The 23884-nt window shown below is 54.3% G+C and carries 18 protein-coding genes and 1 other RNA gene; 7 read left to right on the top strand and 12 right to left on the bottom strand.

The genetic code is table 11. The annotated features are described in order from the left end of the window. Positions 1–55 precede the first annotated feature (55 nt). From rpoB to KV190_RS04235, 8 genes are all read right to left on the bottom strand, one after another. A complete protein-coding gene (gene rpoB, locus KV190_RS04200) occupies positions 56–3382 on the bottom strand; it encodes a DNA-directed RNA polymerase subunit beta (protein ID WP_460194728.1) in 3327 nt (1108 codons plus the stop codon). 235 nt (positions 3383–3617) lie between these two features. Beyond that, the gene (locus KV190_RS04205) at positions 3618–4256 is read right to left on the bottom strand and encodes a Uma2 family endonuclease (protein ID WP_460194729.1); all 639 of its coding nucleotides are present in this window, start codon (positions 4254–4256) and stop codon (positions 3618–3620) included. Positions 4257–4297: 41 nt separating this feature from the next. Beyond that, a complete protein-coding gene (locus KV190_RS04210; RefSeq protein WP_460194730.1) occupies positions 4298–4993 on the bottom strand; it encodes a DevA family ABC transporter ATP-binding protein in 696 nt (231 codons plus the stop codon). A gap of 9 nt (positions 4994–5002) precedes the next feature. Then, the gene (gene devC, locus KV190_RS04215) at positions 5003–6157 is read right to left on the bottom strand and encodes an ABC transporter permease DevC (protein ID WP_460194731.1); all 1155 of its coding nucleotides are present in this window, start codon (positions 6155–6157) and stop codon (positions 5003–5005) included. Positions 6158–6166: 9 nt separating this feature from the next. Beyond that, a complete protein-coding gene (locus tag KV190_RS04220; RefSeq protein WP_460194732.1) occupies positions 6167–7330 on the bottom strand; it encodes an ABC exporter membrane fusion protein in 1164 nt (387 codons plus the stop codon). Positions 7331–7418: 88 nt separating this feature from the next. Further along, entirely contained in the window at positions 7419–8006 is a 588-nt protein-coding gene (locus KV190_RS04225) for a pseudouridine synthase (RefSeq protein ID WP_460194733.1), read from the bottom strand. 10 nt (positions 8007–8016) lie between these two features. Then, positions 8017–8203, bottom strand: a non-coding RNA gene (ssrS, locus tag KV190_RS04230) — 6S RNA. Between the two features lie 37 nt (positions 8204–8240). After that, entirely contained in the window at positions 8241–11813 is a 3573-nt protein-coding gene (locus tag KV190_RS04235) for a DNA gyrase subunit B (RefSeq protein WP_460194734.1), read from the bottom strand. Positions 11814–11939: 126 nt separating this feature from the next. On the opposite strand from KV190_RS04235, the gene miaA reads away from it, so the two are divergent. Next, positions 11940–12842, top strand: a complete 903-nt coding sequence (miaA, locus tag KV190_RS04240) for a tRNA (adenosine(37)-N6)-dimethylallyltransferase MiaA (RefSeq protein WP_460194735.1) — start codon at positions 11940–11942, stop codon at positions 12840–12842. Here the strand turns inward: miaA and KV190_RS04245 are convergent. Both KV190_RS04245 and KV190_RS04250 read right to left on the bottom strand, forming a co-directional pair. Beyond that, positions 12821–13564, bottom strand: coding sequence for a type 1 glutamine amidotransferase (locus tag KV190_RS04245; protein ID WP_460194736.1), 744 nt, complete (start codon positions 13562–13564; stop codon positions 12821–12823). The genes miaA and KV190_RS04245 overlap by 22 nt on opposite strands. Positions 13565–13570: 6 nt before the next feature. Further along, a complete protein-coding gene (locus tag KV190_RS04250) occupies positions 13571–15166 on the bottom strand; it encodes a DUF6930 domain-containing protein (protein WP_460194737.1) in 1596 nt (531 codons plus the stop codon). A 42-nt stretch (positions 15167–15208) separates the two neighbouring features. Between KV190_RS04250 and KV190_RS04255 the strand changes: the two genes are divergently transcribed. From KV190_RS04255 to KV190_RS04275, 5 genes are read left to right on the top strand one after another with little or no spacing between them, the layout of a single operon-like run. Then, a complete protein-coding gene (locus KV190_RS04255) occupies positions 15209–15640 on the top strand; it encodes a RuvC family protein (RefSeq protein ID WP_460194738.1) in 432 nt (143 codons plus the stop codon). Positions 15641–15678: 38 nt separating this feature from the next. Beyond that, positions 15679–17709 (top strand): ribonuclease catalytic domain-containing protein, encoded by a 2031-nt coding sequence (locus KV190_RS04260; RefSeq protein WP_460194739.1) that lies wholly within the window; start codon positions 15679–15681, stop codon positions 17707–17709. A gap of 4 nt (positions 17710–17713) precedes the next feature. Beyond that, entirely contained in the window at positions 17714–18103 is a 390-nt protein-coding gene (locus KV190_RS04265; RefSeq protein ID WP_460194740.1) for a YkgJ family cysteine cluster protein, read from the top strand. A 45-nt stretch (positions 18104–18148) separates the two neighbouring features. Next, positions 18149–18502, top strand: coding sequence for a hypothetical protein (locus tag KV190_RS04270; protein WP_460194741.1), 354 nt, complete (start codon positions 18149–18151; stop codon positions 18500–18502). Positions 18503–18529: 27 nt separating this feature from the next. Then, positions 18530–20299, top strand: coding sequence for an ABC transporter ATP-binding protein (locus KV190_RS04275; RefSeq protein ID WP_460194742.1), 1770 nt, complete (start codon positions 18530–18532; stop codon positions 20297–20299). A 96-nt stretch (positions 20300–20395) separates the two neighbouring features. On the opposite strand, the gene KV190_RS04280 is transcribed toward KV190_RS04275, so the two are convergent. Further along, positions 20396–20539: a hypothetical protein gene (locus KV190_RS04280; protein WP_460194743.1), complete on the bottom strand. Its 144-nt coding sequence runs from the start codon at positions 20537–20539 to the stop codon at positions 20396–20398. 147 nt (positions 20540–20686) lie between these two features. Between KV190_RS04280 and KV190_RS04285 the strand changes: the two genes are divergently transcribed. Next, positions 20687–21436: a pseudouridine synthase gene (locus tag KV190_RS04285; RefSeq protein ID WP_460194744.1), complete on the top strand. Its 750-nt coding sequence runs from the start codon at positions 20687–20689 to the stop codon at positions 21434–21436. Here the strand turns inward: KV190_RS04285 and KV190_RS04290 are convergent. Then, a complete protein-coding gene (locus KV190_RS04290; protein ID WP_460194745.1) occupies positions 21406–23742 on the bottom strand; it encodes a heavy metal translocating P-type ATPase in 2337 nt (778 codons plus the stop codon). The genes KV190_RS04285 and KV190_RS04290 overlap by 31 nt on opposite strands. Positions 23743–23884: the final 142 nt, after the last annotated feature.

Raw genomic sequence — 23884 nt, forward strand, 5'->3', positions numbered from 1 at the left:
GTGAATGGATCAAGGGGGCGATCGCCCCCAAACAAGCTGACTCAGTTCTGAGCGTTTAGAATGTCGTTGCCCCTTCTTTGTCGTCCGTGTCGTCGAGGGCACTGTAGTCAATTGTGGGTCGTGCCGGTGTACGGCGAGGGCTGACATCCACCATCAAATCCACCTCGGGGTCAGGTTTCATTTCGCCATCGTCATCAAAGCTGGGAATACTGGCCTTGCGCACGGAAATATCCAAGCACAGGGATTGCAGCTCCCGCATCAGCACCTTGAAGGACTCTGGCGTGCCCGGTCGTGGAATGGATTGCCCCTTAACAATGGCATTGAGGGCTTCATTGCGTCCTTGCATATCATCGGACTTGACCGTCAGCAACTCTTGGAGAATATAGGCGGCACCATAGGCCTCCAGTGCCCACACCTCCATTTCGCCAAAGCGCTGACCCCCTTGCTGGGCTTTACCACCGAGGGGCTGTTGGGTAACCAAGGAGTAGGGACCCGTGGAGCGGGCGTGGATCTTATCGTCCACCAAGTGCACCAGCTTCAGCATATAGGCCATGCCCACCGTCACGGGTCGGTCAAAGGGTTCACCGGTGCGGCCATCATAGACGACCATTTTGCCCGGATCCTCAGGATTAAAGACCCAATCTTGGCCTGTGACTTCTTTGGCCTCTTGCAGCTTGGCATGGACGGTTTCGCGGGATTTTTCCTTGCCGTGCATTTCATCAAAGGGGGTAATTTTGAAGCGACGACCAAGGCACTCCCCAGCCCAGCCCAACAAACACTCATAGACTTGCCCCACATTCATCCGTGAGGGCACCCCCAAGGGATTGAGGACAATATCCACGGGGCGACCATCGGGCAGGAAGGGCATATCCTCTACAGGGAGAATGCGGGAAATAATCCCCTTGTTGCCGTGGCGGCCAGCCATTTTATCTCCCACTTGGATTTTGCGCTTCTGGGCCACATAGACCCGCACCACCATATTGGCACCGGGGGGTAGCTCATCTCCCTGCTCACGGGTAAAGACGCGCACATCGACCACGCGACCTTTTTCACCATTGGGCACCCGCAGGGAGTTATCCCGCACATCCCGCGCTTTTTCACCAAAGATGGCACGCAGGAGTTTTTCTTCGGGGGGCTGATCCGATTCCCCTTTGGGGGTGACTTTACCGACAAGAATATCCCCCGCCTCTACAAAGGCACCGATGCGGATAATGCCGTTTTCATCCAACTGCCGCAGGGCATCTTCAGAGACGTTGGGCACTTCGCGGGTAATTTCCTCAGGACCTAGTTTAGTTTGCCGCGCCTCGATTTCGTACTTCTCAATGTGGATAGAGGTATAGACATCCTCTTGCACCAGCCGTTCACTGATCAGGATCGCGTCTTCGTAGTTGTAGCCCTCCCAAGGCATATAGGCGACAAGGATGTTTTGGCCAAGGGCGAGTTCACCCCCCTCAGTGGCGGAGCCATCGGCAATCACTTGCCCCGCTTGGACGCGATCGCCGACAAAGACAATCGGTCGCTGATTCAAGCAGGTATCTTGGTTGGAGCGCTGATACTTTTGCAGCGTGTAGGTCATCTCAGGGCCATTATCGGTTTTGACGCGAATTTGATTGGCATCCACATAGGTGACCACGCCATTGGTCTGGCTGAGAATCACCATCCCAGAGTCCCGTGCTGCCTGAGCCTCTAGGCCAGTACCCACCAAGGGACGGTGCGATCGCAACAGGGGGACTGCCTGCCGCTGCATGTTCGATCCCATCAGGGCACGGTTGGCGTCATCGTGCTCAAGGAAGGGAATCAGCGATGTGGCCACAGAGATAATCTGCACTGGCGAAACCGCCACGTAGTCCACCTGATCAGGGGTGGTGGTGGTGAAATCTTGACGATAGCGCACTGGCACCACATCCCCAAGGATGTAGCCGTTTTCATCGGTGGGCACATCCCCCGGCGCCACCCGCTTATCATCCTCTTCGTCAGCGGTCATATAAATAGGCGGCTGATCCCTCAGGACGCGACCATCTTTCACCGGATAGAAAGGCGTCTCAATAAAGCCATATTCATTGACGCGGGCATGGGTCGCCAAGGAGCCAATCAACCCAGCATTGGGGCCTTCAGGGGTTTCAATGGGGCAAATACGACCATAGTGGCTAGGGTGAATATCCCGCACCGCAAAGCCCGCCCGCTCCCGAGTCAGACCACCGGGGCCTAGGGCACTCAAGCGCCGTTTGTGGGTGAGTTCCGCGAGGGGGTTGGTCTGATCCATGAATTGGGAAAGCTGGCTAGAGCCAAAGAATTCCTTAATGGCCGCCACCAAGGGCTTCGGATTGACTAGCGAAGTGGGCGTCAAAGAATCCGTGTCAGACACGGTCATCCGCTCGCGAATAATGCGCTCTAGGCGATTGAGGCCAACGCGCACCTGGTTTTGCAGCAATTCACCAACAGAACGGACGCGGCGGTTGCCGAGGTGGTCAATGTCATCAATCGTTCCCAGATCAAACTCGAGGTTAATCAGATAATCAATGGCCGCAAGAATATCCTCGGGGGTGAGGATGCGCACCGAGTCGGGAATATTCAACTGCAACTTGCGGTTGAGCTTGTAGCGGCCCACCCGGCCAAGGTCGTAGCGTTTGGGATCAAAGAAGCGCGACTCCAGAAGCTGTTGTCCCCCTGAAACCGTGGGCGGCTCCCCTGGCCGCAGTTTTTTGTACAGTTCAATGAGGGCATCTTCCTCGGAGAATTTGCCTTCTTTTTCAACAGTTTTTTGGTAGTACTCGGGGTGACGCAGTCGCTCGAGGATTTCGCTATCGGTTAATCCTAAGGCTTTGAGGAGAACGTGGGCTGAGAGCTTACGGGTTTTGTCAATGCGTACCCAGAGCAGATCGTTTTTATCGGTTTCAAATTTCAGCCAAGCGCCGCGGTTGGGAATCAGGCTGGCATTGTAGGTACGGCGACCATTCTTGTCGGTTTCTGATTTGTAGTAAACGCCGGGACTGCGGACAATCTGGTTGACAATGACGCGCTCTGCACCATTGATAATAAATGTCCCGCGATCGGTCATCAGGGGCAGATCGCCGATGAACACATCTTGGTCAATGATATTGCCGTTTTCTTTGTTAATGAGGCGAGTCGGGACATACATTTGCATTGAGTAGGTGGCATCCCGCCGCTTGGCCTCATCTACGCTATACTTCGGCTCCTTGAGTCGGTAGTCCTTGGCCAAAAAGTGCAACTCAATTTTGCCGGTATAATCAGTAATGGGGGAGAAACTCTCTAGCTCTTCAATGAGTCCTTCTTCAAGAAACCATCGGAAGCTGGCCCGCTGAATCTCGACAAGGTCTGGCAAGGTAAAAGCGGGTGGCGTGTAAATCTGATTACTAGCCATGTATATCCTCTAGAGGGTATCGCTAAAACGCGGATCTTGCATCTTAAATGAAGAGGCGTCGCCCTGTCAAGCACACCAAAAGCTCCGCTTACGGCAAACACTGCCGCCGGAGACCTCTGGCAAGATGAAGCTGTTGGAAACGAGAAGAGTTGACAAGTGCCACTGCCGCGCTTGCAAGCCGCTACCTATGACCATAGCACAGAGTTCTTACAGTTAAGCGACAGTTCACTAATAGTTATGGGGTTTGCCGCAACTTCAATCCTGTTTGCAGGGTTTCCAGCACTAGGGGTAAATGCCCATCTCTGAGGGCTGGCCAGTGTAGCCACAATCCAGAGAAGTGCCTACTGCGAAAAATGCCGTGGTCATCGGGCGCTTGACGGCGGTAGCTGGTTCCTTCCTTGAGATACCAGTGAAAATCCTGCTCCGGTACCACCCAGACCAAGTATTCCTGAACGCCACAGCAACAATAAACCTCTAGTTTGTCGTGGAGGTCATAGGCGGCACTGCTACTGGCAATTTCGACAATCAGTTCAGGTGCCCCTTCAAGATAGTCATCCTCGCTGATACGGGAGGTGCCATTGACAAGGCGCAGCAGGGCATCGGGTTGCACCACTGTTTGGGCATCTAAGCGGACGGTGGCATTATCGAGCACCATGACGTTGACTGTTGCCACTTCAAAGGCCATCAACCAGCCCATGATCAGACTGTGGGGACGGCTGTGGGAATTCACCCGCACAGGGGAGGCCACGTACACGACTCCGTTAATCAGTTCCGCTTTTTTAATGTGGGGACATTGGGCATAGAGGCGCTCAAAGGCCTCGCGACTGAGGCGATCGCCACTCTCCAAAATGGGTACTGTTCGAGCTGCAAACATGATCAGCGGATTTGCCCTGCACTGCCTGCCCCTATTCTAGGCTAGGCGGAAATGCCAATCGTGGTTTCTGAGAGGCGGCCATCTTCCATGTGAATAATGCGATCGGCGACATCGAGAATACGGTTATCGTGGGTCACAATTAAAATAGTGCAGCCCTGTTCGCGAGCAAGGCTACGCATGATTTCCACCACATCGCGACCCGATTTTTTATCGAGGGCAGCCGTGGGTTCATCTGCTAGCACAATTTTGGGGTGTCCCACGAGAGCGCGGGCGATCGCCACCCGTTGCTTTTGCCCCCCCGACAGCTCATGGGGATAGTAGTCAAGGCGCTCTCCAAGGCCAACGGCACAGAGCATTGCTTCCACTCGTTCTCGGACTTCCTGTGGACTGAGGTGGGGTTGCAAATCCAGTGCCATCTGAACATTTTGGCGAGCCGTCAAGGCATGGAGCAGATTGTGCGCTTGGAAGATATAGCCCGTTTGCCGCCGAATTTGAATCTGCTGCTCTTTTGTGGCATTGCGTAGCTCCTGACCCAGCACCCGCAGACTGCCCTCTTGTGCCGATCGCAAGGCACCGATCAGGGTTAACAGTGTGGTTTTCCCTGACCCCGAAGGCCCCGTCATGATCACAATTTCACCCGCCTCAATGCGAGCGCAAAGATCAAAGAGAATTTGCTTGCGCAGTTGCCCCTGACCAAAGTAGTGATTGAGGCCTTGAATGTGGATCACTGGCTCCATAACACCATCCTAGAAAATATCGGCAGGATCAGCCGCTTGGATCCGCCGCATGGCGATCGCCCCCGAAAGGGTACACATCAGCACCGTGAGGGTAAAGACCAAGCTGGCTCGCTCTACTGTCATCCACACTGGCAGTGATGTGGCATCGGCAATCACGATATAGAGTAAAAACGAAACGATGAATCCAGGAATATAACCCATACAGGAAAGAATCAACGACTCCTGCATCACCACGCCATAGAAGAAGATATCGCGGTAGCCCATGGCCTTGAGGGTGGCATACTCCGCCAAGTGATCCGTGACATCGGTGTAGAGAATTTGATAGACAATCACCGAACCAACGATAAATCCCATTAGGGCACCGAGGGAGAAAATAAAGCCAATGGAGGTACTGTTTTCCCAGTAACTGCGCTCAAACTCAGCAAACTCCTCACGGGTCATCACCAGCACATCATTTCCGAGGGAAGCATTCATCCGCCGTGCCAGTGCTTTCGTATTTACCCCCGGCTGCACCCGTACTAGACCGACATCGATCAGCCCCGGATTACGTTCGGGGAAAAGGCGCAAAAAGTTCAAATCGCTCGTGAGCAAATTACCATCGGCACCAAAGTTGGCTCCCATGCGAAACAAGCCTGCTACGGTGATTTTGCGGCCAGAGACTTCGGTCGTGACCTCTTCCCCTTGGCGGTATAGCTCAGGAATCGGGCCAAACTCAGCGCGGGATTGGGCATCAAAAAGGACGTGATCCGCCAGCTTAATGGCATCCTGCCAGTGGGGGGTATCGGATACGGAAATGGACACCGCCATCGGATCCACGCCAATCACCATCAGTTGGCGAGTACTTTTGTTAATGGGATTGCGCCAGAGACCAAAACTCAGGTAGAGGGGAGAAACCGACTCAACCCCTTCAAAGCCCGCGGCTTGGTAAAGTCGCCGTCGGGGAAAGCTGCGCATGGCAATCAGCGCCGTGGATTGAGGGCTAATGAGGACAATATCGGTGTTTAAGCTCTCGTGGAAGCGCACTGCCGCCTTAAAGAGGGCATCGCGAAAGCCAAACTGCATCAGCATCAGCACGACTGCGAAGGCAATGCCAGCGATCGCCACCAAGAGGCGAATCCGCTCCCGAATCAGTTGCAGCCAAGCAAGGGGAATCGCAAAAATCATTGGTGCACCTCAACGGGGATCAATGGCCACTTCCACCTGCATATTGGTCAGCCCCGCCACTGGCTCACTGTTATCTAAACGAATTTTGACTTCCACAACCCGCGCATCGGTTTTGGCGGCTGGATCCGTATCAGTCACGTCATTCTTGGCCACCACCAGCCCCACTTGAGCCACACGGCCAGTAAGCGGCGCACTGAGGGCACTGCTGCGAATTTCAGCGGGCTGCCCCACACGAACCCGAGGCACATCGGTCTCATACACCTCAGCAACGGCATACATTTGGTCAGTATTCCCCAATTCAAGAATCCCCCGTTCATTGATGGTTTCGCCGGCTCTGGTGTGAATCCGCAGCACCCGACCATTGCGGGGGGCGCGAATAATGGTGCGCTCAAGGCGGGCTTCTGCCAGTTGCAGATTGCGCTCTGCTGAAAGGAGTTGCACTTGGGTTTGTACCCGTCTCAGATTCGCTTGGGCGGCGTCCACTTGGGCATTTGCTGTGGCCAGTTCTGTGCGGCGCTCTTCCTGCAAGCGAACGAGGTTGGCTTGGGCGTTGCGCAGTTCTTCCTGCAAGCTACGGACGCGGACAGTGCGATCGTCGAGATCCTGTTGCGACACTGCCCCATCGGCAAAGAGTTGGGCAAAGCGCTGATACTCCCGGTTAGCGGTCTCGAGTTCCGCTTGGATGCGTTGAATCGTGGCCTGCTGGGCTTGAATGGCGGCAATCGCCGGTTCATTGGCGCGATCGCGACGGCGCTCGGCTTCGGCAATTTGAGCAAGGGCTAAGCGGGTTTCGGCCTCATAGCGTAGGCGGGCTTCCTGCAACTGACTGGCAGCCAAATCCCGTTCGGCTTTGCGCTCTGGATAGGTATCTAAATAGGCAAGGGGTTGACCAGCAACCACGCGATCGCCTTCGCGCACTAACAACTGTCCCAATCGCTCTGTCATTGAGGGGGCACTCACCGCCACCACTTCCCCTTCCGGTTCCAGTCGGCCAAGGGCGGTAATGCGATCGCTGATGGGGTTGGCGAGGGCGGCTTGGATTTCTTGCTCTTCACTGGCGCGTTGAAGCTGCTGCCAGTAGTTAAAACTAATTGCCAAACTTCCCAATCCGATGGCGATCGCCCCCCCGATCAGCCATGGACGACCAATTTTACTGAGAAACGGCTGTCCCATCGGACGACCTCGTAAATAAATGCAGTGCAGTCAAGGCGAATAAGCATTACTTGATTTTAATATAGACTTCCAAGGTTATTAAGAAATGCTAAGGTCGCCGACCGCAGGATTGCCAAAGGGCTTGCCGTTCTGAGGGCAGAATCTCTCGCCATTGGCCGGGGGCAAGGTCACCCAATTGCAAGTTGGCGATCGCCACCCGTACCAAGCGCAGGGTGGGAAATCCTACCGCAGCCGTCATGCGGCGGACTTGGCGATTGCGACCTTCCTGTAGAGTCAAGCTCAGCCACTGGGTGGGGATATGGCGGCGATAGCGAATCGGGGGATCCCTTGGCGGCAAAGGCGGGTCTTGTTTGAGTATCTCGACACGAGCCGGTCGGGTGCGGTAGCCTTGGATCACTACCCCCGCCGCTAATTGAGTCAGGGCTGCTGTATCCGGTTCACCTTCCACCTGTACCCAGTAGGTGCGCGGATGGCCATAGCGGGGATCCGTCAAGCGGTGTTGCAACCAGCCATCATTGGTGAGCAGAACCAGCCCCTCACTGTCGTAGTCGAGGCGCCCAGCGGGATAAACATCGGGGATAGGAACGTAATCTTTGAGGGTCGATCGCCCCTCTTGATCTTGAAACTGACAGAGAACGCGATAAGGCTTGTACAGGAGAATGTAACGATGGTTCATGGTTAGGAAAAGTCTAACCGCGACGCCGTTTTACCTCAGTTTATGACCTAGTAAAGACTAGGGGGGAATGCTAACCGCAGACTTAGAAGTTTCTGGCTCGAAGACCAGTTTACTGCCGCCCACAGTGTTGATTCCCAAATGTTTTGCAATTGTAGATCACAAAACAATATTGGCAGTCACCAACGTCGCAGCCAAACTAAAGCTACTATAGCACATCTACTCTGGGGGCTGGCTTTAGATATCGAGGTTCTCGAGCGCCAACTGTGGGCCATAGGTCTCGATAAATTCGCGACGAGGTGCCACGCGATCGCCCATGAGGATCGTGAAAATGCGATCGGCCTCAGCGGCATCTTCAATTTCCACCCGTTTGAGAATGCGCGTTTCTGGGTTCATCGTCGTCTCCCACAACTGCTCAGGCATCATTTCCCCAAGACCCTTAAAGCGCTGGATCGTGTAGTTGGCATTTTCCGGGAAGGAAGCAATCTGTTGTTGCAGCTCGCGATCGCTATAGCAATAGAAGTGCTGTCGCCCGCGTTCAACCTTATACAGGGGTGGGCAGGCAATATAGACAAAGCCTTGGTTAATCAATTCCTGCTGATAGCGATAGAAAAAGGTCAGCAACAACGTGCGAATATGTGAGCCATCCACATCAGCGTCCGTATTGTGGGCACACAACCCACCGATACCACAAATAAAGTTCTCATCCCCCGCCACTGAGAAGTCATAGACATACTCACCCACGGGTGGAATTTCGGTAACTTGCGTCACCTCTAGTGCCATTAAGTCTTCACTAATAGGGGTAAAAGCCAGTGACCTGTGGTGGGGGGAAGCTAGATAGGCCTTCAGGGATTCACTGTGGGGATGACGCTGCCAAATGGGTCGAGCAGCTTCCAGTTGGGGTTTACCGCTCAGGGTGAGGCAATGCACTTCGTGGCGGGTTTGTACCCGTGAATTGGCAACGGCTTCTGGTTTTAGCGTTGTCCAGCTTGCTACCCAGCCCAACTGACCAAACAGGTAGAGGAGGCCATCTTTGAGGGTAGGAGAAGTGGTGGTCATAGAAATGTGGCTGCGGGCGATCGCCCCATCGCCGAGGAAATACCCCTCCAAAAAGGCCAACTGTAGCTCTGGTAACACTCGCCAAATGAGCGAAGGCAGGGACTTCTCATGGGCCTTGCCCGCCACTCCCAAGGCTTTAAGCAAGCGGGCTGCCAAGACACTGTGGAAGTAGAGCTTTTGCCCTTGACTGTCAGGATCTGCATAGCAGCGGGGAGACTCACCAAAGAGGGTTTCAATGGTACGGCAGAGTTCAGGGATGAAGGGTTGATCTTTTGCCCCTAGGCTCAGGCTCACCTGATGTTCACTCAAGCTTCCCTCGGCCACATACCAGCCCAAAAACCACAGTAACTGCCGACTGACCGCTAAATACCGATCAAAGGCTTTGTCATGGTGGGCGCGGGGTACGAGTTGCACATCCCCAGTGAGGTACGCCAGTTCCGCAAGGGTAAAGCTATTGAGGGGCTTATAACCACTGATTTGGCGGTACGGGGCATTTCGGCTGTCGTCACTTTGATTTTGAATACTCTCCAGCCGCGATGGTAGTGTTTGGTAGTGTAGTGGGTAATGCCACTGAATGGCCTCGAGGTAATTGAGGAAGTGTTTCAGGGTGGGCGTTGTTTGACCCCGTTCCCATTGGGAAATGGTGATGGCCTGTTTAACCCCCACTTGGGTAGCAACAGCCTGTTGACTGAGGCCTTGGGCTTGGCGGGCCTGCCGTAGGGTTTCCCACAAATGGGGATCATAGGCAACACGCGGTTCTTGCCATTCCGAGGGGCACTCGACCCGTGCCAGCAGTTGTTGGCCACAGAGGGCTTTGACACCTTCCCCCTTGAGATACAGCCCCTCCGTGAGACCCGCTTGGTAAAACAGGTGCAGCAGATCAATGCGCTCAACAATTGGGGGACGCGGTAAACGGCGACTGGCAACAAGGCGATCGCCCACTCGAATCTCATTCCCCTTTTTCAACTTGATCTGGCCGTCTTCATAGACATAGACACTGTGGGAGGCCGTCACCTTAATGGAGCGATGGTAGCGGGTTTGAATTGCATACATTGGCTCCTCATGGGAATGGCGAATCACTGCCTTCAGGGGTTGAAAGCGAGTCTGACCCGTCTTGGGATCAAAGGACATCACCTGATAGTGCTCAGCAATCCGCTGCCCCTCAATACACTGATCAATAAACTCGCCAATTTTGACCAATTCCACATGGCCGTAGGCATTCATGACAAGGGTGGGTTCATCCCCGGCCACACTCATAATAATGATGCGGTGATAGCGCAGCTTGGCAGGGTCAAATTCCTCACCCTTCACACCTAAACCAAGGGCAGTAATTAAGGACTGCACCTCATTATTCTTGTAGATTTTGGCATCATCAGTTTTTTCAATGTTGAGAATCTTGCCCCGCAGCGGCAAAATCGCTTGGAATCGGCGATCGCGCCCTTGTTTAGCACTCCCACCGGCAGAATCGCCTTCGACAATGAAAATTTCCGAGACAGCCGGATCCCGTGAACTGCAATCCGCCAATTTCCCCGGCAGCGTTGAAGACTCCAACACCGACTTGCGCCGTACCATTTCCCGTGCCCGCCGCGCCGCTTCAGCCGCATTAAAGGCTTGGATGGCTTTTTCCAAAATCGTGTCAGTGACCGTCGGATGAAAGTCAAGGTATTCCGTTAGGGCTTCGCCCACAATGGCATCCACAATGCCGCGTACTTCGGTATTGCCCAGCTTGGTTTTTGTTTGCCCTTCAAATTCGGGGTTGGGTACCTTGACAGAAATGATCGCGGTCAGACCTTCGCGAATGTTTTCGCCGGCAAGGTTGGCATCATTTTCCTTGAGTTTGTTGCGCTTGCGGCCAAGGGCATTGAGCGTCCGCGTCAGGACTGCCTTTAGCCCTTCCATGTGGGTACCGCCATCAATGGTGCGGATATTATTGGCAAAGCCTAGCAGGTTTTCACTGTAGGCATCGGCACACCACTGTAGGGCTGCTTCCACCTGCACATCGTTTTTTTCCCCCTGAATGTAGATGATCTCGGGGTGAAGGGGTTCCTTTTCCTGCACCATGTAGCGGACATATTCACGGATGCCGCCTTCATAGCAGTAGGTTTCACTGAGGGGGGGCGTAACGCGCAAATCTTTGAAATCAATGCGGATGCCGGCATTGAGGTAGGCCAGTTCCCGCAGCCGTGTCATCAGCACCTTGGCGTCAAATTCAATCGTTTCTGTGAAAATCTGGCGATCGGGAAAGAAGGTCACTGACGTACCCCGCCGTTCTTCAGTATCGGGGGTCTTTTCGAGGGGAGTAATGGGAACTCCCCGTTCATAGCGCTGATGATGGACAAAACCATTGCGCCACACCGTCACTTCTAACCATTCCGAGAGGGCGTTGACCACAGAGACACCAACCCCGTGCAACCCCCCTGAGACTTTGTAGCCGCCATCGCCAAATTTGCCCCCGGCGTGGAGCACCGTCATCACGGTTTCAACCCCAGAGACGCCTGTATCGGGGTGAATATCCGTCGGAATACCGCGCCCATTGTCGGTGACAGTGACGGAACCATCGGCATTAATCTGGACTAAAATAGTGGAGCAGTATCCCGCTAAGGCTTCATCAACGGAGTTGTCCACGACTTCATAGACCAAGTGGTGGAGTCCCTTGGGGCCAGTGCTGCCGATGTACATCCCCGGTCGTGTCCGCACGGGTTCAAGGCCTTTGAGCACCCGCAACTGGGCAGAGGAATACTCGGCGGTCATGGCAACTCCCTAACTGCTATAGAATCGAGGCAAATGCGTCTTCACTTGCCTAAATGTCAAATCTGACCTAAATTTTAGCACATAAGGGTTATAGGGGATTCTAGGAAATTTTCAGGCTGTATTTGAGTGGGGGATGCAGGGCTAATTGTTATTGGGGGGGCAACGGCCACAGGCAAAACGGCGCTGGCGATCGCCCTTGCCCAGCAATTGAATAGCGTGATTTTGAGTGCGGACTCCCGCCAAGTCTATCGGGGCTTTGATATTGGCACCGCCAAGCCCACCCCAGCCCAGCAACAGCAGGTGCCTCACCACCTCATTGATATTTGTGACCCCCGCGATACTTTGACCCTAGCGATTTACCAAGCCAAAGCCCAAGCCCTCATTGCCCACTACCACGCCCAAGGAATCACACCCCTCTTGGTGGGGGGGACAGGATTGTACATCCGCAGTATTACCCAAGGGCTAACGATGCCCCAAGTCCCACCGCAACCGCATCTACGGGCGCAGTTGATGGCGCTGGGTCAGCAGGAATGCTATCAATGGCTCCAAAAGGTGGATCCTGTGGCGGCGCAACGCATCCATGCCCGCGATCAGGTGCGTACCCTGCGAGCTTTGGAAGTCTATTACGTAACGGGGGTACCCCTCAGCCAGCAGCAGCGGCGCGAACCGCCTCCCTACCCGATTTGGTACTTTGCCCTGCCGGGGGGCGATCGCCAACAACAGCGGGCACGGATTGAAGAGCGCACCCACCAGATGCTAGCGATGGGATGGCTCGATGAAATTCGGCAACTGCAAGCGCAGTACGGTGATGAACTGCCCCTATTAGACACACTGGGCTATCGCGAAATGCGCCAATATCTGCGGGGAGAAGTCACACTCGCGGAGGCTATTGCCCTCACCGTGCAGCACACACAGCAATTTGCCAAACGACAGCGGACATGGTTTCGGGCAGAACCGGGGATTCATTGGCTCCAAGCCACCACCCTAGAGGAGCAACTAGCCGAGATTCAAGCACAACTGGGGATATAGCCCAGCACCACCTCAACAAAGCGGCGGATCAACTGATTGGCGTAGGGGGTGGGACGGGCTGTTTGCTTGAGTTTTTCCAGTTCCGCAGTGCCCAATTGATAGCGATCGCAATAACGGCTAATGCGGGCAATCAGGTCGCGATCGTCCACTTCGGGATGAAACTGAAAGCCATAGAAGGGCTTGCCCTCCAAGCGAAAGGCATGGTAGGGACACAACTCACTGTAGGCCAGTAAGGTCGCTCCCGCTGGCAGCGTCAAGGCACGCTCCTGATGTCCGGAAATGGCCAAAAAGGGATTGGGAAAGCCAGCAAACAATGGATCCGCAACCCCCGCTGGGGTGAGATACAAAGGGTAGGTGCCCATTTCCATGGCCTCGCGATCCACAATCACTTGACCGCCTAGAGCCTGCACTGCCAATTGAAAGCCAAAGCAGGAGGCCAACACGGGGATCTCCTGCTCAATACAGGCCAAAATTAAGTCCATTGCCGGCGGGACAAAGCGATAGATGTCTGGCTTAAGCACTGTGGCATCACTGGAGCCACCGATAAAAAGTGCATCAAAGCCTTGAATACAGTCGGGGCTAAAGTCAGCACACTCAAAGCCATTGAGCACTGTAAATTGCTCGGCGGCCAAAGCACTCAGGCGGATAAACTCCGCCAATTCCTCCTGCTGGGTGGTGCGATCGCCCCGTGCCTGAAGCAGTAGAATCCGTAGAGACTTCACCGTTCTCTAGCGTTTAGAAATCTCAATGGGCTGAGGGGTTGGTGGACGTTGGGTGTCCACGAAACTAAACACAAGGGACGTTTCAAAAAGTCCCACGATTTGCTTGAGGGTTGGCTGCATCCGCGTTTTGCCCGTCATGCCATAGGCCACAGCAAGGCCACAGGCGCCCTCAAGTTCATTGACCTCCTTGATCCAGTCGAGGAGCAGCGGACCACTTTCGGGGTCAAAGGTATCCAAAAGCCACAGATGATTGGCATTGGTTTGGGCAAGGAGCATGACTATTTGCTCGGGGCCTGAGAGGGGAAAGACCGTCAGATGGTGAATGCCGCCCTCCTCGGCAATTTTCGCGGCGAGCGCCTCTGCTGCGGCTTTTTTGGTTTGAATCGTCAACACAGGATAGCCCTCAAACGCCTCGGGAATCTCCCCCCGTTGATGGTAAGAGACGGCTGTTTGTAATTCCTGTAGCTCTTTCGGCGGAAACAACTTAAAGAGGATATAGGCTTCCCCCGGAATTGCTTCCGTATCAATGGGAATCTGGTGCTGTGATTCGCTCTCCTCAAGGTCACCATTGATTTCTGCCATCATCTCTGGCACGGTTGCCACTTGCACCTGATAACTAAGGGCAGAATGGCGGGGTGAAGGAATCTTGAACCTCAGCTCTAGTTCAGGGCACTCCTCCTTCTCAAACTGTTTCTTGGTCTTTTTCCAGAATTTGATCAGAGCCTCGATCGCCACATAGACCATTTCCGCTTCCTCAGGGGCGTAAAAGGGTCGCATTCCCTCCAAAGGATGGATGACACCTGGTTCAATGGTGTAAAGATGGCCCTTGAGGGCAAAAAAGAGATCGTTGCCTAAATCCTCTTCGTCAACCTCAGAAAAGTTCAAGAAGAGACAATCGTTGCGCAGAACCGTTTCCTCTAAGCGTTCATCATCGTCTTCGTCAATGTAGGGATATTCTTGATCAATCTGCTGCCAAAAGTTGCGTAGTGCCTCCTCCCCGCGGTAGAGCATCAGACCAAAGTCACGGTTGGCTCCTTGGGGGTTCACCAGTACCGCAAAAAGGGTGGGAGAGTCCCAAGCGTCGCAGTGGAGTTTAAGGGGGGTAAGACTGTCTAGGCGCCGCCAGATGTCCAGTTGAGCAAATTCCCTAATTTTCTGTTTGTAGAGAGAAACATATTCAGGGGGGAGTACCTCAACATCTTCATCATCACTGGTTACTTCTGCCGCAATGAATTCAAAAAATTCATCCAGCAGGGGAATGTGGGCTTGATACTCCACCTGAATATCGAGGGGAGCCACCACACCGCGCAGAAAAAATTGCAACTCGCGGTCATCAACGATGATGGTGTGGGGACGGCAGGGCTGAGCTTGGGGATGGCGGGGATATTCGATCGCCTGCACCAACAGCCGCATGAGTTGCTCTGGGGTGGGTGGAAACTGACCAACCTCCATGCTGCGTACCCCCTGATCCTTGGGATCGAGCCAAGCAGCACAAAAGACCTCGTCGTTCTCGCTGTCGAGACTGCGGCCGCCACCGACCCAAATGGCAGCAACTTGCGGTACATTCAACAGACGACGGATGGTCGCAGCGGGTAGGCTCACAGGGCGATCGCTCCCAATTCGATAACCTCTCCACTCTAGCAAATGACGCAAATGGGTCGCACTAAGTATTTGTTGGGGTTTGATCCGGGGCGGGACAAGTGTGGGTTAGCCCTTGCCTTTGGTCAAGAAGTGATCCGTTATGAAGTGGTGGCCAGCGATCGCGCGATCGCCCGTGTCCAGGAGTGGCATCAAGCCTACCCATTTGAACAGGTGATTATGGGCAATCAAACCACTTCCCGCCAGTGGCAGCAGCAACTGCAAGCGGCGTTGGCTGTAGAAATTATTCCAGTGGATGAGCGCAATAGCACCCTAGAGGCCCGCGATCGCTATTGGCAACTCTTTCCGCCCCAAGGTTGGCAGCGGCTGATTCCCAAGGGGTTGCGCCTGCCCCCCCGACCCATTGATGATATTGTCGCCATTGTCCTGTTGGAACGCTACTGTGGTTATCCCCTGCTGCTCAGTCAGAGGCAATAAACTTTATAATTGTCAGGTTATGGTACAGCACGGCAGCCGTGGAAAAAGGCACCCTCATTGAATTTCGGGTCAATAACCAGCGTCGCTTGGCGGTGATCGATCGTCCCGAAGGTAAGAAGCATTGGATTGCCATTGATCAGCATTTGCAAGCCCACACCATTCATCCGCGCCAACTGACCTTTACGGTGCCCGAGGAGCGGTTTCGTCCCCAAGAGATTCCCACATTTTGGCAACAGGTGCAGCCGCTCTTGGATGCCGACAGTTTAGAAGTGGCTTGGGAAATTATCCGCGAGGAAAACCGCGCCATTACGCCAGCGGATCTAGCGGAGCTACTTTTTTCGGAGCGATCGGCGGTGGCCTGCTATGCCGCCTACTATCTCCTCAGCGAGGATCGTTTCTACTTCAAGCTCAAGGGGGAAACCTACGAGGCTCGACCGGCTGCCCAAGTGGCAGAACTCAAACATCAAAGCGAGCGGGAAGCCCAACGCTTGGCGGAGGAAGTCAGCTTCCGTGAACATTTGACCCAAGCCCTGAAAGGGGAAACTGTGGCGTGGTCTGCCAGCGATCGCAAGCGCCTTGAGCAGTTAGAACGTTATGCTATAGCCATTGAACCCAGTGGCCAACACCAAGCAGCCATTGACCTCCTCAGTGAATTGAAGCGTCCCACCCAACCCTTGGGCGCCTTCCAACTGTTGGTGGATCTGGGTCTCTGGTCAGAGCACGAAAATCTGTTCCTGCGCCGTAGTCAAATTGACGTTGAATTCTCTGCCAAGGTACTTGCTGTGGCCCATGAACGCCTCACCTCACCCCCCACAGATATTGACGCTCCCCTGCGCCGCGATCTCACCCATCTCAAGGTCTATACCATTGACGACGAAAGTACCCAAGAAATTGACGATGGCCTCAGCCTCGAAGTCGTGGGCGATCGCCAAAAGCTGTGGATTCACATTGCCGATCCCACCCGCTGGGTGATGGTGGATGATGTCTTGGATCAGGAGGCTCGCCGCCGCGCCACAACGGTCTATCTACCGACGGGGATGATTCCCATGTTTCCGACAGAGTTGGCCACAGGGCCGATGAGTTTGGTGGCGGGACAAACCTGTTGTGCGCTGAGTTTTGGCATTCTGTTGGCTGAGAGTGGTGAGGTCTTGGAGTACGAAATTTGCCCCAGTTGGATTCGCCCCACCTATCGCCTGAGCTATGACGATGTGGACATGATTTTGGAGCAGGGGGTGACTGGGGAAGCGGATCTGCTGGCGATCGCCCAATGGGGACAGCGGCGCAGTGAGTGGCGACAACAACGGGGAGCGATTCGCATTAATATCCCTGAACCCAACATTAAAGTGGCTGGTGAAGAGGTGGAAATCTCGCCCCTCCATGACTCCCCCGCCCGCCAACTGGTGGCAGAAATGATGATTCTTGCTGGTGAAGTAGCCGCCCATTTTGGCGCCCGTGAGGGCATCCCTCTGCCCTTTCGCAGTCAATCACCGCCAGAACTGCCCTCAGAGGAGGAATTGTTGCAACTGCCCGCTGGAATGGTGCGTGACTGTGCCATTCGTCGTTGTATGCCCCGCAGTGAAATGAGTACCCAACCCAATCCCCATGCCAGTCTGGGTCTTGATGCCTACTGCCAAGTGACTTCCCCCATTCGTCGCTACACGGATCTGCTGGCGCACCGTCAAATTAAAGCCCACCTGCGCGGGGAAACCCCACCCCTAACCCCCGAGCAACTGAATGAAATTTTATTGGGGTTGGTATCTTCAGTTCAGGAGTCCTCCCTTGTGGAGCGGCAGACCAACCGCTATTGGTGCTTGGAGTACCTGCGGCGGCATCGCGAAGAGGTGTGGCGGGGCATTCTACTGCGTTGGTTGCGTTCTGAGGAGGGGCTGGGGCTGGTTTTACTGGAGGATTTGGGAGTAGAACTGGCAATGCGCTTTCAACGGCAGGCTAATTTAGGAGAGTGTGTGCTGGTGCGGGTGAGTCGTGTTGATCCCCGTAGTGATCAAATTTGGCTGGAGGAAGTGCCTGCTGAGACACCAATGCCCCCAGAAACCGTTGCATTATCCTGAAAGCATGAAAAAATGGCAGTGTATGCAGGGGTGTGGTGCCTGCTGTTACCTTGAGTTGAGCGATCGCTCAGAGGTGCCCACCATTCTCAATGCAGAGGAATTTGCCCTCTACCAATCCCTCATTGGTGCCGATGGCTGGTGTATTCACTTTGAACCCCTGAGCCGCCGCTGTCGTATATATGAGAATCGCCCCCGCTTTTGCCGCGTCACCCCAGAGGTTTTTGAGGACTTGTACGGCGTCATGCCCGAGGAACTCGATGAATTTGCCATTCAGTGCTGCTGTGAACACATTCGCGATCGCTACGGTGAGCGGAGTTTTGAACTGCTGCGCTATGAATATCTGGTGGAGCATAGCGTAGATCCCCCCCAAGAGGATTCCCCACCTTTTGACTGAGAAGATGCCCTCTATAATGACAACAGATGTGTTCAGCCAGAGCCGATGAGTGAGCAGCGAATGCGGGTGAACTTGGTCGAAGGCTCAGTAAGTTTTTGCTTTTCGGCGGCAGCCGCAGAGGCCCTACGGCAAGAGATTCAAGTCTTAATGGAACGGATGCGGGCGATCGCCAATGCCAAAGCCAGCGGTACTCCCCTGTCTCCCCAAGCGGCGATGGAATACCAGCACGTGGGTGAAGTCTTTTTTGAAGTATTTTGTAACCCGAATATCTGGGCTAACCCCTACGCCGCTAAAGTCCTCTTGACGGTACGCGATGACCGCATTCGCTTAACCACTGAAGCAGAGCTAAATCGTCTAGTGGAAGACCTCAACCAGTTTCTCGAAAGCGCTACCCCCTAGGGGGGCAATATCTGTTAGGTTGAGGATATGGTTACTCTTCCTAAAGCTGGCCGCTCTGGCCGTTTTCGTCGCCTGCTGGCCTATCTGCGTCCTCACCAAACAAAAATTTGGGGGGGCATTGCGGCGCTTTTCATTGTCAACCTCCTAGGGACTTATTTGCCACTGCTGATCGGCACTGCCGTTGATGAATTGCAGGCTAAGTTTGACTTTCAGCGGGTGGTGTTCTATGCCCTGCTGCTGATTGGCCTAGCCTCTCTGATGTGGCTGATTCGCATGGCTTCGCGCCTGTGGATCTTTGGGGCTGGGCGATTGGTGGAATTTGACCTCAAGCAACGGCTCTTTGAACATCTGCTGCGTTTAGAACCCAGTTACTTTGCGGAGAATACCCCTGGGGATCTCATTAGCCGTGCCACCAGTGATGTGGATAATATTCGCCGTTTGGTGGGTTTTGCCCTTTTGAGTGCGGCGAACACCCTGTTTGCCTACGGTATGACGCTGCCCGTGATGCTGGCAATTCATCCGGGGTTGAGCTTGGGGGCGATCGCCGTCTATCCAGCGGTTCTTTTTATTGTCCAAACCTTTAGCGATCGCCTGCGGGCAGAGCAGCTCGATGTGCAACAAAGCCTCTCGGAACTCAGCGATCTCATTCAAGAGGACATGAGTGGCATTGCCCTAATTAAAATCTATGGCCAAGAAGCCAATGAACAACGCCAATTTGACCAGTTAAATCAAGACTTACTCCGCAATAACTTGGTACTGGCCAAAACCCGCAACATTCTCTTTCCCCTCTTGGGGGGGATGGTCAGCTTTAGTTTGCTGATTTTACTGTGGTTTGGCAGCCGCATGATTGCAGCCAATACGATTCAGGTGGGGGATTTTATTGCCCTGCTGCTGTACATTGAGCGATTGATTTTCCCGACGGCATTATTGGGATTTACGATTACCACCTACCAACGGGGTGAAGTGAGCATTGACCGTATTGAAGCGATTTTGAGTGTCGAGCCGCGCATTGCCGATGCCCCGGATGCCCTTGCCCTCCCCCGCGATCGCGTTCAAGGACACCTGCGTTGTCAAGACTTGACCTTTACCTACCCCAATCGCAGCACCCCTGCCCTCAATCACCTTAGTTTTGAAATTCAAGCGGGGGAAATGGTGGCGATCGTCGGCCCGATTGGCTGTGGCAAATCCACCTTGGCCAGTGCCCTACCCCGACTCTTGGAGATTGCTCCGAATCAGATTTTCCTTGATGGCATTGACATTACGCGGCTGCGCCTTGCCGATCTGCGGGGGGCGATCGCCTACGTGCCCCAAGAAAGCTTTCTCTTTAGCACCACGATCAAAAACAACATCCGCTATGGCGAACCCGATGCCACGGAGCTAAAGGTGATTGCTGCCGCCAGCCAAGCCCAAATTCACCACGAAATTCTCAACTTTCCCAAGCAGTACGACACCCTTGTGGGCGAGCGGGGCATTACCCTCTCTGGGGGACAGCGCCAACGAACCGCCTTAGCCCGTGCCCTACTGGTGGATGCGCCGATTTTAGTCCTCGATGATGCGCTTGCCAGCGTTGATAACCAAACCGCTAGCCAAATTTTGCAAGCGCTGCGGCAGCAACAGCACACGCGCACGGTGCTCTTTATTTCCCATCAATTGTCGGCAGCGGCAACTTGCGATCGCATTCTGGTCATGGATGAAGGGCGCATTGTTCAACAGGGTACCCACAATGAACTGGTGGCAACCGAGGGACTCTATCAATCCCTTTGGGAGCAGTATCAACTGGAAAGCTCCCTCGGATAGGGGAGTTGCTTACTGCATTTCGTGCAAATGAAAGGGGCAACCCCTACGGCTACCCCCACTTAGTGTCGTCAATATGCTAGTAAGGATGAGAGGGAACTACTGCCCTGGGGTCTGCGGACTCGGAGATTCCGCTGGTGTTTGGTTATCGGTCGTACCACCGCCACCACCACAGGCAACCAGTGTTGTAGAAAAACCAACTAAAATTAAGCCTAGGGCGGCAAGTTTATAAAAAGATTTCATAGAACTCCTCACGGCAGATAATAGTTAAGGATTAAACAGTTCTTTTCTATCAAGTTTGCTGCGGGATTGGCAACTACCGGGCAACCATCTGCCATAGAGATTCTCCTCAAAAGTGCCACCACATCCTAGATAGCAACTATACCCCCTATGACGACTGAGCGATTACAAAAAGTCCTTGCCCATTGGGGAGTGGCCTCGCGACGCCATGCGGAAATACTCATTCGCAGTGGTCACGTCTTTGTCAATGGTCAGCGGGCACAATTGGGGGACAAAGTCGATCCAACGCGCGATCGCATTGAATACAAAGGAGAGTGCCTGAACCCACCCCACCCACCCCAACGGCTCTACCTGCTGCTCCATAAACCCAAGGGGGTTTTCTGTACTTGTCACGATCCCCAAGGTCGAACCACGGTTTTGGATCTATTGCCACGAATGTATCAGGGCGTGGGGGGGCTACATCCTGTGGGTCGTTTAGATGCTGACTCCAGTGGGGCGCTGCTGCTGACCAATGATGGGGCTTTCACCTACTATCTCAGTCATCCCCGCCATCACATCCCCAAAACCTACCGCGTTTGGGTGCAGGGACAGCCGCCAGAAAGGGTGTTACAAAGATGGCGACAAGGGGTTCCCTTGGACGGGGTAATGACGTTACCCGCGGTGGTTCAGTTCCTGCGCAGTGAGGGCGATCGCTCCCTCTTGGAAATCATCCTGCACGAAGGCCGCAACCGCCAGATTCGCCGTGTGGCCGATCAGCTTGGCTATCCTGTTGTTGCCTTGCAACGGATCGCGATCGGCCCGGTTCATCTCGGCAATCTTCGCCCCAGAGCCGTTCGTCCCCTCAGCCGCCGTGAATTGGCTGCCCTTGCTTATCCAGCCAACCGCGAAGGCTCAGCCTGAGCGCCAGTGACTTTCGGCGGAATATGCTGCACCGGATGATCCGGGTGGGTGGCTTCCCATTCAGCGAGAAATTCCTGCGTGTCTTTGACGGGGGGTAAGGGCAAGGAGCCACCGGGACCCGCCAAGGGGCGCAACCCATTCAACTCCGCTAAGATGGCTGTGCCGTTGTTAATGACCACTGCCAAAATCGGGTCAAGGGCAAAGAACACCCCCGACAGCAGCGCCCCAATATTGGGAATGGCAACGATTGCTGTATTTTGCCAGACAATCTCCATCGCCTGCTTGGCAATGCGAATGGCAAGGGTCAGTCCCCGCAGATCATCCTCCATCAGCACCACATCTGCGGTTTCACGGGCAATATCGGTTGCCCCAGCAAAGGAAATAGAGACATCGGCATAGGCAAGCGCCGCCGAGTCATTGATCCCATCCCCACAGAAAGCCACCACTTTACCGCTGTCATGAAGGGCACGCACCACCTCCACTTTCTTTTCTGGGAAGGCTTCGGCGTAGATATTGTTGGCAGCAATCCCTAAGTCTTTGGCCACCGCACGGGCAACGCGGCCAATATCGCCCGTCAGCATATGGGGAGTAATGCCCGCCCCCTTGAGTTCACGGATGACTTCAGGACTTTCATTGCGGATCGGGTCGCTGTAGAGAATCACCCCAATCAAACGCCCATCCCCAGCCACATAGACAATCGAAGCTCGCCCAGAATCGAGATCGGGAAAGCGTTCATTGAGATCAATCAGGCAAATGTTTTCCTGCTCCATCATGCGGCGGCTGCCCACCCGCAGATCCACACCCCGCACTTTTGTGGCCACACCGAGGCCAACGCGGTATTCCCAGTCTTCACAGTCAAAGAGGGGTTGCTGGGTTTCGCGGGCATGGCGGACAATGGCTTCAGCCACGGGGTGGGTAAGTCCCTGCTCAGCACTGGCGGCCATACTGAGGATGTCATCGGCGCTGAAGCGCGGATCCATGACTTTAATATCTGTCACGCCAGCATGACCTTGGGTGAGGGTGCCCGTTTTATCAAAAACAATCGTGTCAATTTGCGCCAGTTTTTCAATCGCCCGGCCACTGCGAATGAGCACGCCATGTTGGGCTGCATAGGTGAGCGCCGACAAAATCGTGGTGGGCACAGAGACCCGAATCCCCGTACCGAGGTCAAGGGTCAGCAGCGCGATCGCCCGATTCAAATCCCCAGAGAGTAACCCCACGCCTGCCCCAATGGCCAAGGTAGGCACCACCATCTGGTTAGCGACAGCAGCCGCATAGTTTTCAATGCGAGTGTCATGCACCGGTGCCGACTGCATTAAGCCGACAATCACGCCCGCACGGGTATTGTTACCCACCCGCTCCGCTAAGATCACCAATTGGCCATCCACCAGTAGGGTCGAAGCAAAAACCTCCATTCCCTCAGTGCGGGTTACCGGTACGGACTCCCCCGTGAGTTTGCACTGATCAATGAGGCCTGTACCCCGCAAAATAATGCCATCAACGGGAATTTGATCCCCCGGATAGACGACCACGCGATCGCCCTCCACGAGATCCTTGACTGCCACCTCCACCTCAACGCCGTCCCGTTCCACAAAGGCGGTTTTGCCCAGACAGTCGAGCAAATCAAGGTTCGCCCGCTCCGATCCCCGTGCCGTGAGGTCACGGATCACTTCCCCCCCCTCAATCAGACCCAGCATAAAGGAGGGGGCAAAATAGTGTCCTTGCATGGTGTGCAGGGAAATTGCCAACCCATCGAGGAAGTCAATCGTTAACTGTTTTTCCTCCTGAATCGCTTCCCATGCTCGCTGAAACACCGGCATTGCCCCAGCAATCACGACACTAGCAATCACATAGCCGGGAATCGGTACCCCCATCAGGGAGGCCACACTCAACCCCAAACCCAGAGCCGGTAAACCCAAGCGTTCCCAATAGTTAATTTCGTGAGCTTCTGCCGCAGGGGTGGCTTTTTCAGTGCTCAGGGCGGGAAGATCTGGATTGGCGGCCACTTGAATCGACTCAAAAATTTGCCCCTGAATCGTTGCTAGGGCTTCCCCAAAAAGTTTAGGGTTATATTCCACCACAAGGGAGCGGGCAGGGGGGTTAATGCGTGCCGTTGTTACTGCGGGTAAACTGCCCACAATGTAGAGCAGCCGTGCCCCATATTCTGCATCAAAGCCCAACCGAGGAATACGAATCCGAAAGCGCCCCCTAATCCAATGCACAACCTGATAGTGAACGGTCTCTGTGGTGATAGGACGGGCGGGTATCTCAGACTGCGGGGAACGACTTCGGGCAATAGTGGTCATGATGGATTCCTACGAATGGTTGGTCAAGTGAAACTGACTAACAGTCTCGGTAATCGTTACTCCCCCAATTGTGAATGATATACACCAAAGTTGAGTCAAATTAAACCAGTCTCAGACAAGAAAGGCAATGCAATACAGGGCA

Source organism: Thermosynechococcus sp. FA-CM-4201 (genome assembly GCF_054689355.1).

Excerpts from the sequence above, each read along its gene's own strand:
- rpoB (WP_460194728.1), bottom strand. The coding sequence starts at position 3,382 with ATGGCTAGTAATCAGATTTACACGCCACCCGCTTTTACCTTGCCAGAC.
- KV190_RS04205 (WP_460194729.1), bottom strand. The coding sequence starts at position 4,256 with ATGTTTGCAGCTCGAACAGTACCCATTTTGGAGAGTGGCGATCGCCTC.
- KV190_RS04210 (WP_460194730.1), bottom strand. The coding sequence starts at position 4,993 with ATGGAGCCAGTGATCCACATTCAAGGCCTCAATCACTACTTTGGTCAG.
- devC (WP_460194731.1), bottom strand. The coding sequence starts at position 6,157 with ATGATTTTTGCGATTCCCCTTGCTTGGCTGCAACTGATTCGGGAGCGG.
- KV190_RS04220 (WP_460194732.1), bottom strand. The coding sequence starts at position 7,330 with ATGGGACAGCCGTTTCTCAGTAAAATTGGTCGTCCATGGCTGATCGGG.
- KV190_RS04225 (WP_460194733.1), bottom strand. The coding sequence starts at position 8,006 with ATGAACCATCGTTACATTCTCCTGTACAAGCCTTATCGCGTTCTCTGT.
- KV190_RS04235 (WP_460194734.1), bottom strand. The coding sequence starts at position 11,813 with ATGACCGCCGAGTATTCCTCTGCCCAGTTGCGGGTGCTCAAAGGCCTT.
- KV190_RS04255 (WP_460194738.1), top strand. The coding sequence starts at position 15,209 with ATGACGCAAATGGGTCGCACTAAGTATTTGTTGGGGTTTGATCCGGGG.
- KV190_RS04265 (WP_460194740.1), top strand. The coding sequence starts at position 17,714 with ATGAAAAAATGGCAGTGTATGCAGGGGTGTGGTGCCTGCTGTTACCTT.
- KV190_RS04270 (WP_460194741.1), top strand. The coding sequence starts at position 18,149 with ATGAGTGAGCAGCGAATGCGGGTGAACTTGGTCGAAGGCTCAGTAAGT.
- KV190_RS04275 (WP_460194742.1), top strand. The coding sequence starts at position 18,530 with ATGGTTACTCTTCCTAAAGCTGGCCGCTCTGGCCGTTTTCGTCGCCTG.
- KV190_RS04280 (WP_460194743.1), bottom strand. The coding sequence starts at position 20,539 with ATGAAATCTTTTTATAAACTTGCCGCCCTAGGCTTAATTTTAGTTGGT.
- KV190_RS04285 (WP_460194744.1), top strand. The coding sequence starts at position 20,687 with ATGACGACTGAGCGATTACAAAAAGTCCTTGCCCATTGGGGAGTGGCC.
- KV190_RS04290 (WP_460194745.1), bottom strand. The coding sequence starts at position 23,742 with ATGACCACTATTGCCCGAAGTCGTTCCCCGCAGTCTGAGATACCCGCC.